The following is a 13,797-nucleotide window of genomic DNA, read 5'->3' as shown; positions in this document are numbered from 1 at the left end:
CACCCCCCAACCTAGAACGTCCGAGGACGAGACCGGGTTTGAAGACCCGGGGGTTGATGCTGTGCAAGGCAGTGAGATTTTACCGAAGGGGCCGAAATGCCGCAAATCATCACGCTGACCGACCGCAGCGGTCTGGACTACCTGCACGGCCTGGTCGAACGCAGCCGCAACCTGCTGCCCGTTCTCAAGGAAATCGGCGAAGACCAGGCCCAGGAGACGAAACAGCGCTTTGCGACGGCCACCGATCCAGATGGCAATGCCTGGGCGCCCAACAAGCCCGTCACGATGGCACGGTACAGCGCGCTCTTCGCCCGCAAGAAAGACGGTACGCTGACCAAAGGTAGCCAGGCCAAGCTCGCAAACAAGAAGCCAGGTACTGGCGAGACGCGCATGCTGGGTACAACGATCAACTACCAGGTGCAGGGGGAGGACGCGGTGGGCATCGGTAGCCCTATGGTCTACGCCGGCACGTTCCACTTCGGCGCCAAGTCCGGCGAACTCGGTTTCGGGATCTACGCAAGCCGCAATGGCAGCTTTCCGATCCCCTGGGGCGACATCCCTGCTCGGCGATTCCTGGGCATGTCCCAGGCCGGCCGAGACAACGTCGTCAACCTGGTGCGTTCATACTTGCTGGACGAGTAGCGGTCGCCCCGTAGAGGGGCCAGAAGCGCCGACATCATCGTGTTTCGTAGTGGGAAATAGATTTGCAGAGTGCCGTCCCATCTCTTCCCATTTCTGCCCCGGTTTTCCCGATTTATCGCACCTCTCCCTCTTTCTTTATCTCACTGCCGTTCACAAGATGGAGCTGGCGCGCTACTACGCCACGGTGGCCCCCTTCATGATCACCCACCTCAAGGCCCGGCCCGTGGCCATGGTGCGCGCGCCGGAGGGCATCGAGGGCGAGCTGTTCTTCCAGAAACACATGGACCAGACGCCGCTGCAGGGCATTGCCGCCCTGGCGCCCGAACTCGATCCCGGCCATGCGCCGCTGATGGAGGTGGCGCGGCGTGAAGGCCTGGTGGCGGCCGCGCAGATGAACACCATCGAATGGCACACCTGGAATGCCCGCCGGGACCGCATCGACCGGCCCGACCGCATGACCTTCGACCTGGACCCCGGCGAGGGCGTGCCCTGGACGCAGGTGCAGGAAGCGGCCACCTTGCTGCATGTGCTGCTGCAGGAGCTGGAGCTGCCGGCCTTCCTCAAAACCAGCGGCGGCAAGGGCCTGCATGTGGTCGTGCCGATCAAGCGGCTGCTGGACTGGGACACGGTCAAGGCCTTCTCCCAGGCCGTGGTCCAGCACCTGGCCAGCACCGTGCCCCAGCGCTTCGTGGCCAAGAGCGGGCCACGCAACCGCGTGGGAAAAATCTTCGTGGACTACCTGCGCAACGGCTTTGGCGCCACCACGGCCTGCGCGTGGACAGCGCGTGCGCGGCCCGGCATGGGCATCTCCGTGCCCGTGGGCTGGAACGAGCTCGACAGGCTCACGGGCGGCGCGCACTGGACCATTCGCTCGGTGTACCAGCGCCTGCGCCTGGGCAACTCGCCCTGGGAGCACTATGGCACGGCGGCCACCAGCCTGGGCCGCGCCATGAAGGCGCTGGGCTTCGAGGCACCGGCCCGCGAAGCGCCGCCAACGAGGAAAGCACAACGATGACCAGGAAAGCCACATCTCCCCGCACGGCCCCGGCCGTCTCCTCGCGCAGCCTGTGGAAGGGGGCCATCAGCTTTGGCCTGGTCCACATCCCGATAGGCCTGTATGCAGCCACGGCCAGCACGGACATCGACTTCGACTGGCTGGACAAGCGCAACATGCAGCCCGTGGGCTACAAGCGCATCAACAAGGTCACAGGCAAGGAGGTGGCCTCGGCCGACATCGTCAAGGGCGTGGAATTCGAAGAAGGCCGCTACGTGGTGCTGAGCGCCGAAGAGATTGCTGCCGCCTTTCCCAAGACCACGCAGACCATAGAGATCGAGGCCTTTGTCGATGCCGACGATATCCCCTTCATCTACCTGGAGCGGCCCTACTACACCGCCCCCCTGCACCGGGGCGGGAAGGTCTACGCACTGCTGCGCGAGGCGCTGCGCAAGAGCAACAAGGTGGGCGTGGCCAAGGTCGTCATCCAGGCCAAGCAGCACCTGGCCATCCTGATCCCCTGCGGCCGGGCGCTGGTGCTGAACCTGCTGCGCTGGGGCGGCGAGATCCGCTCCTTCGAGCAGCTGGACCTGCCGCCGCTGGACGCAAGGGCCGCAGGCATCAAGGCCGCCGAAATGACCATGGCCCTGGCACTGATCAAGGACATGAGCCAGGCCTGGGACGCCGACCAGTTCCGCAACTCCTTCAGCGAGGAAATCCACCAGCTGGTGCAGGCCAAGGCCCATGCGGGCGACGTGCAAAGTGTGCAAAGGCAGCAGGACGCGCCCGCCGCACCCGCCAACGCAGCCGTGCTGGATCTGACCGCCCTGCTCAGGAGCAGCCTGGGCAAGGCAGGCAGCGGGGCCACCGCCTCCGCGGCCAAGGAAAAAAATACCGGGGCGGCGGCAAAAGCTGCAAAAGCTGCAAAAGCGCCCGCGACCCGGACAACACCCAAGCCCCGAAAGCCAGCGTCCAAGGCGCCTGCAAAACGTTCAACATCCAAATGAAACGGACCATTGCCGTTTTGCATAATCTACAAATGGCATTTCATGATAAAAAATACATGCATTTTTGCCGCAAAAATGGATTCCACGATATGCATAGCAAATTCCAATGATTTACCAAAAGTAATCTTCCGAATTTCCTACACGCCGTGGATTTTTCAGGCAGCACAATGAAATTGCAGTGATGACGGCATCGCTGTTTACTTAAGGAGTATGGAAATGACGCAACAGACCAATAACCCTCAAGGCAACACGGCCAGCAACCAGCAAAACGACAAGAACAAGCAGAACCAGCAGCAGCAACAAAACAATCCGGGGCAGCAGCAGCAAAGCAATCCCAATAATCCCAACCATCAGCAACAGCAGAGCAACCCCCAGCGCAACCAGCCGGGTCAGCAGCAAAAGCAGGACAGCCACCAGCAGCGTTGAGCCGCAGGTTGCATGACCTGAAAAAAGGGTCCTCCGGGCCCTTTTTTTATTTTCCCATTGCGGCAACTGAAAAACATACCGTTGCTCCGCTTGAAATATCCGCGTCAAAAGAACATGGCGTTCATTCCCAAGGAGTGCATCATGGCAAAGAAAGCCCCAGCTGAAAAGAAATCCCCATCCCAATGCCCCGTTGGCCACGGCGGAGAACTCCAGCAGCAGGCCGAAGCCTCTCATCCTGTATTGACGACGCAGCAGGGCATACCGGTTGCGGACAACCAGAATTCATTGAAGCAAGGGCCAAGGGGACCCACGCTGCTGGAAGATTTCATATTGCGCGAGAAAATCACGCATTTCGACCATGAGCGCATTCCGGAGCGGATCGTCCATGCACGCGGCACAGGTGTCCACGGTTATTTCCAGCTGACCGATTCACTGGAGCAGTACACCACCGCCAAGGTGCTGACCGAAACCGGCAAGCAGGTGCCGGTCTTCGTGCGCTTTTCCACCGTGGCCGGCGGCGCAGGCTCGGTGGACACCCCGCGGGACGTGCGCGGCTTCGCCATCAAGTTCTATACCGAAGAGGGCAACTGGGATCTGGTCGGCAACAACATTCCGGTGTTCTTCATCCAGGACGCCATGAAGTTTCCCGACCTGGTCCATGCCGTGAAGATGGAGCCGGACCGGGGCTTTCCACAGGCTGCCACGGCGCACGACACGTTCTGGGACTTCATCTCCCTCATGCCCGAGTCCATGCACATGGTCATGTGGATCATGAGCGACCGCACCATCGCGCGCAGCCTGCGCATGATCGAGGGCTTTGGCGTGCACAGTTTCCGGCTGGTCAATGCGCAAGGCAAAAGCACCTTCGTGAAATTCCACTGGCGGCCTGAGCTGGGCATCCAATCCACCGTCTGGGACGAGGCCCTGAAGCTGCAGGCCGCCGACAACGACTACCACCGCCGCGACCTGTTCGAGGCCATCGAGGCGGGCGACTACCCGGCCTGGGAGCTGTGCGTGCAGCTGTTCTCGCAGGAACAGGCCGACGCCCTGCCCTATGACCATCTGGACCCCACCAAGATCATTCCGGAAGAGGAAATACCGCTGCGCAAGATCGGCCGCTTCGTGCTGGACCGCTGGCCCGACAACTTCTTTGCCGAGACCGAGCAGGTCGCCTTCTGCCCGGCCAACCTGCCCCCGGGCATCGACTTCAGCAACGATCCGCTGCTGCAGGGCCGCCTTTTCTCCTACCTGGACACCCAGCTGTCGCGCCTGGGCGGGCCCAACTTCACGCAGCTGCCCATCAACGCGCCCAAATGCCCGTTTGCCCACGACCAGCGCGACGGCCATATGCAGACCCAGGTGCCCAAGGGCCGCGTGGCCTACGAGCCCTCCAGCCTGCAGGCCGACAGTCCGCGCGCCTCGGCGGCGCGCGGCTTCAGGCACTTTGCCCAGGATGACGGGGACGGCGCCAAGGGCCGCATCCGCCCCGAAAGCTTTGCCGACCACTACAGCCAGGCGCGCATGTTCTACGCCAGCCAGAGCGCGGTGGAGCAGGCCCACATCGCCAGCGCCCTGGTGTTCGAGCTGTCCAAGGTGCAGACGCCGCATGTGCGACTGGCCGTGGTGGGCCACCTGCAGGTGATAGACGCCGACTTGGCAAAGCGCGTGGCCGACGGCCTGGGCCTGCCCCAGCTGCCGCCTGCCGCCAAGCCTGCCGTGCCCCCGCAAAAGCTGCCGCCCAGCCCGGCCACGCGCATCATCGACCGCATGAAGCCCACACTGCAGGGCCGCTGCGTGGCCATCCTGGTGGATGAAGGCTCCAGCGCCCGGCATATTGCCGCCTTCCACAAGGCCCTGGTGGCGCAAAAGGCCAGCGTGAAGATCATTGCGCCCAAGATCGGCGGCGCCACGCTGGACGACGGCAGCCACCTGCCCGCAGACGGCCAGCTGGCCGGATCGCCCTCGGCGCAGTTCGACGCCGTGGTGTCCATCCTCACGCCGCAGCGCGGCGAAGCCCTGGCCCGGGAAGCGGCCGCGCAGGACTGGTTCCGCGATGCCTTCGGCCACCTCAAGGCCATTGCGGCCTGCAAGGCCACGGGGCACATCCTGCAGACCGCGGGCATCACGCCGGACGAGGGCGTGTTTCCCATCGACACGCCCAAGCCCTTTGTCGAAGGCGCCAAGAAACGCTTCTGGGACCGCGAGCCTACGCTGAGGACGCTGGCCTGAGGCCGCAGGCCACCGGTTTTCGCGAATCATTGCTACCAAATGTCAACGCTTCGGCCCCGTGCAGGGGTCCGGGCATGGCGATTGCTGCAGCGGCTGCACGGCCGCTGCGGCCCGCCACCATCACAGGAGAAACCGTTCCATGATCGCTGCACCACCCACACCGCCTGCCACACCTCCCGTCGCTCCGCCGGTCAATCCGCCGCCGACCGAGCCGCTGGTGCCACCCGTGGGTGATCCTCCGCCGGCTCCGGCGCCTTCACCCTATTCCGATCCCCCCATCGCACCTCCGCCGCCGCAGGGGTTGCACTGACTGCAGACCTCATCCATGTCAACGACCGCATGCCCGGCTGGCGCCGCGTGCGGCGTGGCAAAGGCTTTTCCTATGTGGACCAGGACGGCAGGCCCGTGCGCGACGCCCAGGCGCTGGAGCGCATCCGCAAATTGGCCATTCCACCGGCCTATGTGGATGTATGGATCTGCCCTGACGCCCGGGGCCACCTGCAGGCCACGGGCCGCGATGCCCGCGGGCGCAAGCAATACCGCTATCACCCGCAGTGGCAGGAGCAGCGCAAGCAGGTCAAGTTCGACCGCATGCGCGAGTTCGGCCGGCATCTGCCCGCCATTCGGCGTGCCGTGGCGCGGGACCTCAGGCCGGGGCGGCCGCAGCTCGAAACCGTGGTGGCCACCATCGTCTGGCTGCTGGACTGCACGGCGCTGCGCGTTGGCAATGACGAGTATTCAGAAGCCAATGGATCCTTCGGCCTGACCACGCTCAGGAACCGCCACGCCCAGGTGCGCGCCGGCGAGCTGACGCTGAGCTTCAAGGGCAAGAGCGGCGTCGCCCAGCAGGCCCGCGTGTCCGACCGGGCCGTGGCCCGCATCGTCAAGCGCTGCCAGGACCTGCCGGGGCAGCGGCTTTTCCAGTTCGTGGACGACGAGGGGGATGTTCACCATGTGCGCTCCGAGCACGTGAACGACTACATCCGCAGGATCTGCAGCAAGGCCGGGGCAGACGAGGCAGACGGACCGGACTTCAGTGCCAAGGACTTCCGTACCTGGCATGCCAGCGTGTACGCGCTGGAGCTGGCCATGGCCGCCGCAGCGTCACCGGCGGGCACCCGCCATCCAGGCGCGCTCACCTTCACGGACCTCATCGCCGAGGTGGCGCGGCGCCTGGGCAATACCTGTACGGTTTGCCGCAAGTTCTACATCCATCCCCAGGTACTGGCCCTGTGCGAGCAGCCCGGACAATGCCCGCCCGCCGCGACCGCTGCACCCGCACGGCGCACGCGCGGGCTGAGCGCCAAGGAATGCCTGTTCCTGGGCCTGCTGGAGCCCCAGCCCCGGCCCCGCCGGACCCCGCCCCGCCGTGCCCAGGGCGCCAGCCGCCGGCCCGCCTGATCCGCTTGATCCCCTCTTTGCGGCGACGGCGGCGGGGACCGGACCACCCGGCAAGCACTGTGCCTGTGGACTGACACAGATGCATACATCCCAGCCCCTAAACTGCCGGATCATGAATTTTTGTCAAAACAGGCTGCGGCCGGCAGCTCTGGAGGCCATGGAATGAACCACGTGCTGATCGTCGATGACGACGCGGACTCGGCAGCCACCATGCGCGAACTGGTGGGCGTGGACCGCTTTTCGGTCGCCGTGGCCCACACCCTGCGCGATGCGCGCCGCCAGATGGCCATGCAGCCGCCCAGCCTGGTTCTGCTGGACCTGCAGCTGCCCGATGGCAACGGCATGGACCTGTTCGGCGACCGGCAAGTGCCGCAGGACTCGCAGATCGTGCTGGTGACCGGCCATGCCAGCCTGGACTCCTCCATCGAAGCCCTGCGCCGAGGCGCCATGGACTATCTGGTCAAGCCCGTGGGCATAGGCCGGCTCGAGGACATTCTTTCGCGTTTTCTCATCCCCACGCCGGGCCTGTCGGGCGCGGACAGCCGCAACGGCGCAGGCCCGGCCTCCGATCAGATCACGGCACAAGACCATTGCGCACCCGCTGGCAGCTACTGCGCGCAGGAAGGACGCTTTGGCCGGCTCCTGGGCCAATCGCCTCCCATGCAGCGCCTGTACCAGCAGATGGAGCGCGTGGCGGGCACCTCGGTCACGGTGTTCCTCACGGGGGAGAGCGGCACCGGCAAGGAGGTCGTGGCGCAGACCCTGCACGACTTGAGCCAGCGGCGCAGCCGCCCGTTTCTTGCCGTGAACTGCGGCGCCATTTCGCCGCATCTCATCGAAAGCGAGATCTTCGGCCACGAAAAGGGCAGCTTCACGGGCGCCGACCGCCAGCACCAGGGCTTTTTCGAGCGCGCGGCCACGGGCACGCTGTTCCTGGACGAGATCACGGAAATGCCCATGGAGCTGCAGGTCAAGCTGCTGCGCGTGCTGGAGACCGGCCGCTTCATGCGCGTGGGCTCCACCCAGACGCTGCAGACCGATGTGCGCGTGATCGCCGCCACCAACCGCTGCCCCTTCGAGGCCGTGGCCAGCGGCAGGCTGCGCGAGGACCTGCTGTACCGGCTGAACGTCTTTCCTATCGAGCTGCCGCCGCTGCGCGAGCGCCTGTCCGACGTCCCGCTGCTGGCCCAGCACTTGCTGCAGGCCATCTCGCAGCGAGAGGGCCAGACCAAGCAGTTCACGGCGTCGGCCCTGAGGCAGTTGGCGCAGCACAGCTGGCCCGGCAATGTGCGCGAGCTGCGCAATGCCGTGCAGCGTGCCTACGTCATGGAGCCCGGCCCGCAGGTAGGCACCGAATGGCTGCCACGCCCACCGGTGGCCATTGCCCAGCCCGCCCCCATGCCGGTGTCATTGCACGCATCCGTGCACACATCCGTGCCTGCACAGCTGGCCGCCAACGCCCCGCAATTGCCGCCCACTGCGCAGGCCGCGCCTGTCGCCGTGCATCCGTTCGCCGACCACGGCGCGGCAGGCGACGCCTACGACCTGCCCGATATGGAGCCGGCCACCATACAGCTGCCCATCGGCATGACCATGGCGCAGGCCGAGCGGCTGCTGATCCAGGCCACGCTCAAGCAGTGCAAGTACCAGAAGGAACGCACGGCCGCCGTGCTCGGCATCAGCCTCAAGACGCTGTACAACCGGCTCAAGGACTATGCGGGCGGCAAAAAGGACAGGACGGACCCCGAACCCGGCTGACACGTGCGCAGACGCGCACAGCACCTATTGCCGTTGCCTTGCGGGCACGCTGCTTGCCACCCTGCAAGCACCTTTGAGCAACCAAGGACAAGCCCATGGACTCCTCTCCTGCCCGCGCCTACGGTGTCTTCAAGCCCGTGGGCCACATGGTGGTCTCTTTTCCCACGGCTGCGCAGGCCGATGACGGCATGGCGGCGCTGCAGGCGCTGAACCTGCCCGAGCAGGACGTACGGCGCTACACCGACCGGGAAATGCTGGCCCAGATCGACCAAGACCTGCGACAGGCCAGTCCCGTGGCCGCCGTGGGCCAGGAACTCAATCTGGTCAAGGCCCACCAGGCCCTGGCCGAGCGCGGCTACCACTGGCTGGTGGTACGGGTGGACAGCGACGAGGCCGCACGCAACGCCGCCGATGCCCTCAAGGCCGCCGGCGCCGAGCGCGCCCAGCTCTACGGCCGCTTCATCATCGAGGAATTGATAGAACACGCCGCCGATCTGCCCCAGGTCAGCGAGTCGCCCGACCGGGGCCTGGACGCCCAGACACCTTCAGGCCGCGAAGCCGAGCGGGCACAAATCCGCCCCGCGCCGGCCCAGGGCAACGGCACCCCGCGACCGGAGCGCTGAGTCGCTTGCGACGGGCAGGCACGCCGATTGCCATTGATATTCAACTGCAACTTTTGTCAAAGGCGATGCCATGGATTTCCTCATCTGGCTGATGGTGGGCGGGCTGATCGGCTGGATCACCAGCATGGTCACGAACACCCAGGCCCAGCAAGGCATTTTGCTCAACGTGGCAATAGGCGCCATCGGCGCCTTGCTGGGCGGCTGGCTGCTGGCGCCGCTGCTGGCGCCCTCGGCCATGGATGCGCAGGCGCAGGTGCCTGCCACATCCATGTCCATCTTCATTTCCATGGCCAGCGCCGTTGCGCTGCTGGCCATCTTCAACCTGTGCAAACCGCGCATGCGCCACTGAGGCGGCCCGGCCACGGGCCATTGACTTGCAGGAAAGGAGCCTCCATGAGCAAAGATCCCTTCCAGACCAGAAGTACCGCTGGCAGCACCGACCTCTCCCGCCAGGGCAGCGCCGTGTGCAAGAAACCGCTGCGCTCCATTGCCACGGCGCTGGCGGCGGGGCTGCTGATCGCGCGCCTCGCACGCTGACCGGGCTCGGCCCTCCTCTCTTTTTTGACTTTCCTGCTTGCTGACTGCGCGCCCCGGCGCGCAGTCCTGTTTCCAGGGCCGCGAATGCCAGCTCAGTCCAGGCTTTGCGCAAGACAATCCTGCGCCGCCATGGGCACGCGCGGCAGCACCAGAGAGACGGCCAGGCCGCCGCTGTCTCCATCGCCGTCGCCTCCCCCGCTGCCGCCCTCGGCCCACGCCACGCCACCGCCAGCCAGGCACAGCCGGCGCGCCAGGGCCAGGCCGCAGGAGGCATCTGCATCGGCGTCGCTCAAGCGCACGCCGGGGCGGGATTCCTGCGGCCGCTGCGGCGCCTCGGCGCTGGCTGCGGCCACTACGCCCGCTACGCCCGATTCGCCCGGACCCACCCCCTCCGGCCCCGGCCCGGCGCCCTGCCAGTGGGCCACGGCCTCGATGCGGATCTCCACCTGCTCGCCCTTGGCGGCCGATGCCGCAAGATGTCCGCCCACGGGATGTGCCGCCATGCGCACGCGGGCGCCATCGGGCAAGGCCTCGCGCACGGACAGGAAAATGCTGATCAGCGCCAGCTCCAGCTCGTCAGGGTCCACATACACGCCCAGGCGCGCGGCCGGCTGGCCCGGCGGGCTGGCCTCGGCGGGCTCAGCCACCTCCAGCGCCACGCGCTTTCCCAGCACCACGGCCAGCGTGCCCCGCACGCCCGGCAACCAGCGGTACAGATCCACCACCAGCGCATGCGTGCTGTGGCGCGGCCCGAAGCGCAGCAGCTGCTGCGTCAACCGGCTGGCCGTGTCCACCGAACGCAGCATGGCCTGTGCAGGCAGGCGCAGGTTCGGGTCCTCCGAACGACGCTCAATCAGATAGGCGCTGTTGCTCAGAACGCCGAGCTGGTTGTTGAACTCATGGGAGAAGCGGCCTGCCAGCCGGCCGACCACCTGCAGGCGCTCGTTCTGGATATGGGCCTCGCCGGCTTCGTTGTCCCGCTCCCCCGGTGCGCCGCCGGCCTGGCTGCGCCGGGCCGGCCTCATCGGGTCCGCCCTGCCACGCAAGGCCAGCCCCGCCAGGCCCAGGCCGGCCAGCGCAAACAACACGATCGCCGCCCAGATCACGCCCCTCAGGAGCGGGGAACACGCCGGATCCAGCGCGGAACAGGGAACCCAGCTCACCCAGGTCCAGCCCTGGGCCGTCCTGCTGAAGAAAACGCGCAGGGTGCCGCCCTGCGCATCAGGCACATCCAGCCAGCCGTGCGCCAGGCTGGAAGCCAGGCGCTCGCTGAAATCAGCGGGCAAGGCAGGCTGACCCGTTGCCGCAGCCGTGCCGGCCGGCACCGCACGGCCCGCGCTGTCCACCAGAAAGCCGGACCATCCCGCCTCCAGCAGCGGTTGGACGGCAGCCAGCGCCTGCTCGGCATTGGCAGCGCGTGGCTCCTGCCTGTCCAGCAGGCGGGCCGCGGCCATGCTGGCGATGCGAACGGCCTGCTCCTGCGCCGCGTGCCCGGATTGATAGGCGCGCAACAGCAGCCAAGACGAGGCGGCCAGCACAAGCACCAGCAAGGCCAGAAGCAACAGGACCCGTCTCAGGCGCATGGACATGGATGGCCCGCGTGCGGCGCCGCGCGCCCCGCCTTGCGGGACTGCATTGAGGGTTCCCGGCGGCGGGACCGTGTGAAAACCGGTGGATTGGTACATGGCAAAGTTTGCAGAAAACCTTGCGCCCGAGCGGAAATTTTTACCGCAGGCGCCTTGAGCGGCCCTGCTGTTGCAAAGCCGATACCCGCAGCGACGGCCGAACCCCGGGCCCCTGTGCCTTCTGCGCAGCAAGTACGCAGCAGGTTTCGTGCCCAAAGTGTATCCAGACGATTCGCCACGCTGATCGGGGCATGAACGTTGCGTCCTTGTGGCCATCGCAACAAGGAGACGAGATGGGTTCCATGCACCTCAAGGCGGACATACGCCAGTCCCAGACGCTTTCCCCGCGCTTGCAGCACGCGGTGCGCATGCTGCAGATGTCCTCGCTGGACTTTGCCGCGATGGTGCGCAGCAAGATGGAGGACAACCCATTCCTGGAAGATGCCGAGCCCGCAGATGACCGCGACCTGTGGGTGGCCGACATGCACCTGGGCGCGCGCCAGGCCGTTGACGCGGAAGGCTCCGCCATGGACACGGCTGCCTGCGAAACCACGCTGGCCATGCACCTGCACGGCCAGCTCAACGTGACGGCCATGACGCCGCGCGACCTGTGCATGGCGCGCGCCATCGTGGAATCGCTGGACGACGACGGCTATCTGCGCACGGACCTGCAGGAGCTGGCCGGCCTGCTGGCGCTCAGCCCGGCGCCCGATGCGCAGGAAATGCTCATCGCCCTGCGACTGGTGCAATCGCTGGATCCGGCGGGCGTGGCCGCGCGCAGCGTGGGCGAATGCCTGTTGCTGCAATGCCCGCAGATGGCCGACGCCACGCTGCGCCAGCTGTCGCAGACCCTGCTGCAGCACCACATGGACGCGCTGGCCGCGCGCGACGTGCCGCGGCTGGCCAAGGCGCTGCAGGTGCCGGCGGCCCAGATCGTGCAGGCCATGGATGCCATACGGCGCCTCAACCCCAGGCCTGGCTGGAGCTTCGGCTGCACGCGCGTGGACTACATCGTTCCCGACGTGATCGTGCGCAGGGGACCGAGCGGCTGGAATGTGCAACTGAACCCCGCCGTCGTGCCGCGCGTGCGACTGAACAGCGTCTACGAGCAGCTGTTCCAGCGCCACCGCTGCACGGGCCAGGCCCAGCTGGCCGACCATCTGCAGGACGCGCGCTGGACCGTGCGCAATGTGGAGCAGCGCTTTTCCACCATCCTGGACGTGGCCCGGGCCATCGTGCGAAAGCAGGAGCTGTTCCTGGAGTTCGGCGCCATGGCCATGAAGCCGCTGGTGCTGCGCGAAATTGCCGAGGAAGTGGGTGTGCACGAATCCACCGTCTCGCGCGTGACCAACAACAAGTACATGGCCACGCCCACGGGCGTGTTCGAGCTCAAGCACTTCTTCTCGCGCCCCATGCTCAGTGCCAGCGGCAGCGCCTGCTCGGCCACGGCCATCCGCGAGCTGATCGGCGACATCATCGCGGCCGAATCCGATGCCCGGCCCCTGTCCGACGTCGATATCGCACGCCAGCTGGGCGCCCAGGGCCTGGTCGTGGCCCGCCGCACCGTCACCAAGTACCGCCAGCTGCTGCGCATAGCGCCGGCCGACAGGCGCAGGCGCCACGGCTGACACGGCACCTGCCGTCGCGGCCGCGGCCTTGCGATGGCCCTTGGCGCCGCTGCCCGTGGCGGTGTGTCCTGCCAAGCCCCACTGCCGTGCAGCGGCTTGTCGCTCCCCCAGGTCCTGCCTTGTCCGACAGTTGCAGGCCGCCGTCCGGCCTAAGGTGAAGGCTCATGGATTGAAGGAGACCGCCATGGACACCCCTCCCCGCAGAGTGCACGCCCCCCTCGAACGCCAGCGCAGCGAGAGCAACCACATCCGCGATGGCCGCTGGCCGCTGCGCATCGCCGCCCTCACGGCCGCCGTCGCACTGATCCTGGTGCTGATGTTCAACTTCATGGCACCCAGGGGGCGGCTGGATGCGCCCAGCGCCACCGGAACGCCAGCGACAGAACCCACCTCCTCTGCCTCGCCGGCCGCACCTGCCGCACCTGCCGCGCCGTCCATGACGCCGCCGCAGGCCGATCCGGCCACCGCACCCGCCACCACCGCGCCACGCTGAGCCCGCTTGCGCACTTGTATCAACCCTTCCCCTCAGGACAGCAGCAGCCATGAACCACCCCCTGCCCCACGCACCCAATATTCCCCAGGTGCCGACCACGCCCAACGACCCCGTGGCACCCGACGATCCCAACCGCCAGCCCGGCCGCCCGCGCGGACCCGAGCCGATAGATCCGCCCACCACGGCGCCCCCCATAGAATTGCCGCCCGCGCCCGAGCAGGAACAGACCCGCAAGGGAGAGTGACATGCCCCGAGGAGACAAATCCACCGATACCCATGAGCGAAAACGCCAGGCCCGGCACATAGTGCACAGCCACGAATCGCGCGGCGCAGGCCATGAAGAGGCCGAAAGGCGCCTGTGGGCCACCGTGGACAAGGACAGCGGCGGCGGCAGGCAATCGGGCTGCGGCCGGGGCCGGCAAGCAGCGCATTGC

At 66.7% G+C, this 13,797-nt stretch carries 14 protein-coding genes; 12 read left to right on the top strand and 2 right to left on the bottom strand.

Annotated features, from left to right (window positions below; genetic code table 11):
* Window positions 1–96: 96 nt before the first annotated feature.
* Genes AC5I49_RS11415 through ku form a run of 3 tightly spaced genes read left to right on the top strand, consistent with a single transcriptional unit; the run spans window position 97 to window position 2,643 of the window.
* On the top strand, window positions 97–642 hold the full coding sequence (locus AC5I49_RS11415; RefSeq protein WP_495789332.1) for a phage virion morphogenesis protein: 546 nt from the start codon (window positions 97–99) through the stop codon (window positions 640–642).
* Window positions 527–1,657 carry a non-homologous end-joining DNA ligase gene (gene ligD, locus AC5I49_RS11410; protein ID WP_495789331.1) on the top strand — a complete coding sequence of 377 codons (1,131 nt, stop codon included), beginning with the start codon at window positions 527–529 and terminating at the stop codon, window positions 1,655–1,657. Before AC5I49_RS11415 ends, ligD begins: the two co-directional genes overlap by 116 nt.
* Window positions 1,654–2,643 carry a non-homologous end joining protein Ku gene (ku, locus tag AC5I49_RS11405; protein ID WP_495789330.1) on the top strand — a complete coding sequence of 330 codons (990 nt, stop codon included), beginning with the start codon at window positions 1,654–1,656 and terminating at the stop codon, window positions 2,641–2,643. Before ligD ends, ku begins: the two co-directional genes overlap by 4 nt.
* Before the next feature lie 201 nt (window positions 2,644–2,844).
* Here ku and AC5I49_RS11400 read toward each other — a convergent pair whose 3' ends face one another.
* Window positions 2,845–3,303, bottom strand: a complete 459-nt coding sequence (locus AC5I49_RS11400) for a hypothetical protein (protein ID WP_495789437.1) — start codon at window positions 3,301–3,303, stop codon at window positions 2,845–2,847.
* On the opposite strand from AC5I49_RS11400, the gene AC5I49_RS11395 reads away from it, so the two are divergent.
* The 6 genes from AC5I49_RS11395 (at window position 3,211) to AC5I49_RS11370 (ending at window position 9,617) form a co-directional block, all read left to right on the top strand.
* Window positions 3,211–5,298 carry a catalase gene (locus AC5I49_RS11395; RefSeq protein WP_495789329.1) on the top strand — a complete coding sequence of 696 codons (2,088 nt, stop codon included), beginning with the start codon at window positions 3,211–3,213 and terminating at the stop codon, window positions 5,296–5,298. The two genes, AC5I49_RS11400 and AC5I49_RS11395, sit on opposite strands and share 93 nt — an antisense overlap.
* Before the next feature lie 339 nt (window positions 5,299–5,637).
* Complete coding sequence (locus AC5I49_RS11390; protein ID WP_495789328.1) at window positions 5,638–6,699, top strand: DNA topoisomerase IB; 1,062 nt, start codon at window positions 5,638–5,640, stop codon at window positions 6,697–6,699.
* 162 nt (window positions 6,700–6,861) lie between these two features.
* Entirely contained in the window at window positions 6,862–8,457 is a 1,596-nt protein-coding gene (locus AC5I49_RS11385) for a sigma-54-dependent transcriptional regulator (protein ID WP_017404825.1), read from the top strand.
* Between the two features lie 95 nt (window positions 8,458–8,552).
* Window positions 8,553–9,080, top strand: a complete 528-nt coding sequence (locus AC5I49_RS11380; RefSeq protein ID WP_047473796.1) for a hypothetical protein — start codon at window positions 8,553–8,555, stop codon at window positions 9,078–9,080.
* 70 nt (window positions 9,081–9,150) lie between these two features.
* A complete protein-coding gene (locus AC5I49_RS11375) occupies window positions 9,151–9,429 on the top strand; it encodes a GlsB/YeaQ/YmgE family stress response membrane protein (protein ID WP_016446350.1) in 279 nt (92 codons plus the stop codon).
* Between the two features lie 44 nt (window positions 9,430–9,473).
* Window positions 9,474–9,617, top strand: a complete 144-nt coding sequence (locus tag AC5I49_RS11370) for a hypothetical protein (protein ID WP_016446351.1) — start codon at window positions 9,474–9,476, stop codon at window positions 9,615–9,617.
* A gap of 92 nt (window positions 9,618–9,709) precedes the next feature.
* Here the strand turns inward: AC5I49_RS11370 and AC5I49_RS11365 are convergent, their stop codons facing one another.
* Entirely contained in the window at window positions 9,710–11,302 is a 1,593-nt protein-coding gene (locus tag AC5I49_RS11365) for a nitrogen regulation protein NR(II) (protein ID WP_495789327.1), read from the bottom strand.
* 233 nt (window positions 11,303–11,535) lie between these two features.
* Between AC5I49_RS11365 and rpoN the strand changes: the two genes are divergently transcribed.
* The 3 genes from rpoN to AC5I49_RS11350 all read left to right on the top strand — a co-directional run bounded on the left by rpoN (window position 11,536) and on the right by AC5I49_RS11350 (window position 13,607).
* Window positions 11,536–12,870 carry an RNA polymerase factor sigma-54 gene (gene rpoN, locus AC5I49_RS11360; protein WP_495789326.1) on the top strand — a complete coding sequence of 445 codons (1,335 nt, stop codon included), beginning with the start codon at window positions 11,536–11,538 and terminating at the stop codon, window positions 12,868–12,870.
* A 184-nt stretch (window positions 12,871–13,054) separates the two neighbouring features.
* The gene (locus AC5I49_RS11355; protein WP_392418898.1) at window positions 13,055–13,363 is read left to right on the top strand and encodes a hypothetical protein; all 309 of its coding nucleotides are present in this window, start codon (window positions 13,055–13,057) and stop codon (window positions 13,361–13,363) included.
* 49 nt (window positions 13,364–13,412) lie between these two features.
* Entirely contained in the window at window positions 13,413–13,607 is a 195-nt protein-coding gene (locus AC5I49_RS11350; protein ID WP_016446355.1) for a hypothetical protein, read from the top strand.
* Window positions 13,608–13,797 lie beyond the last annotated feature (190 nt).

Source organism: Delftia sp. (genome assembly GCF_059499305.1).
The sequence above is the reverse complement of the archived record's forward strand: the minus strand, read 5'-3'. Positions and strand labels throughout refer to the sequence as shown.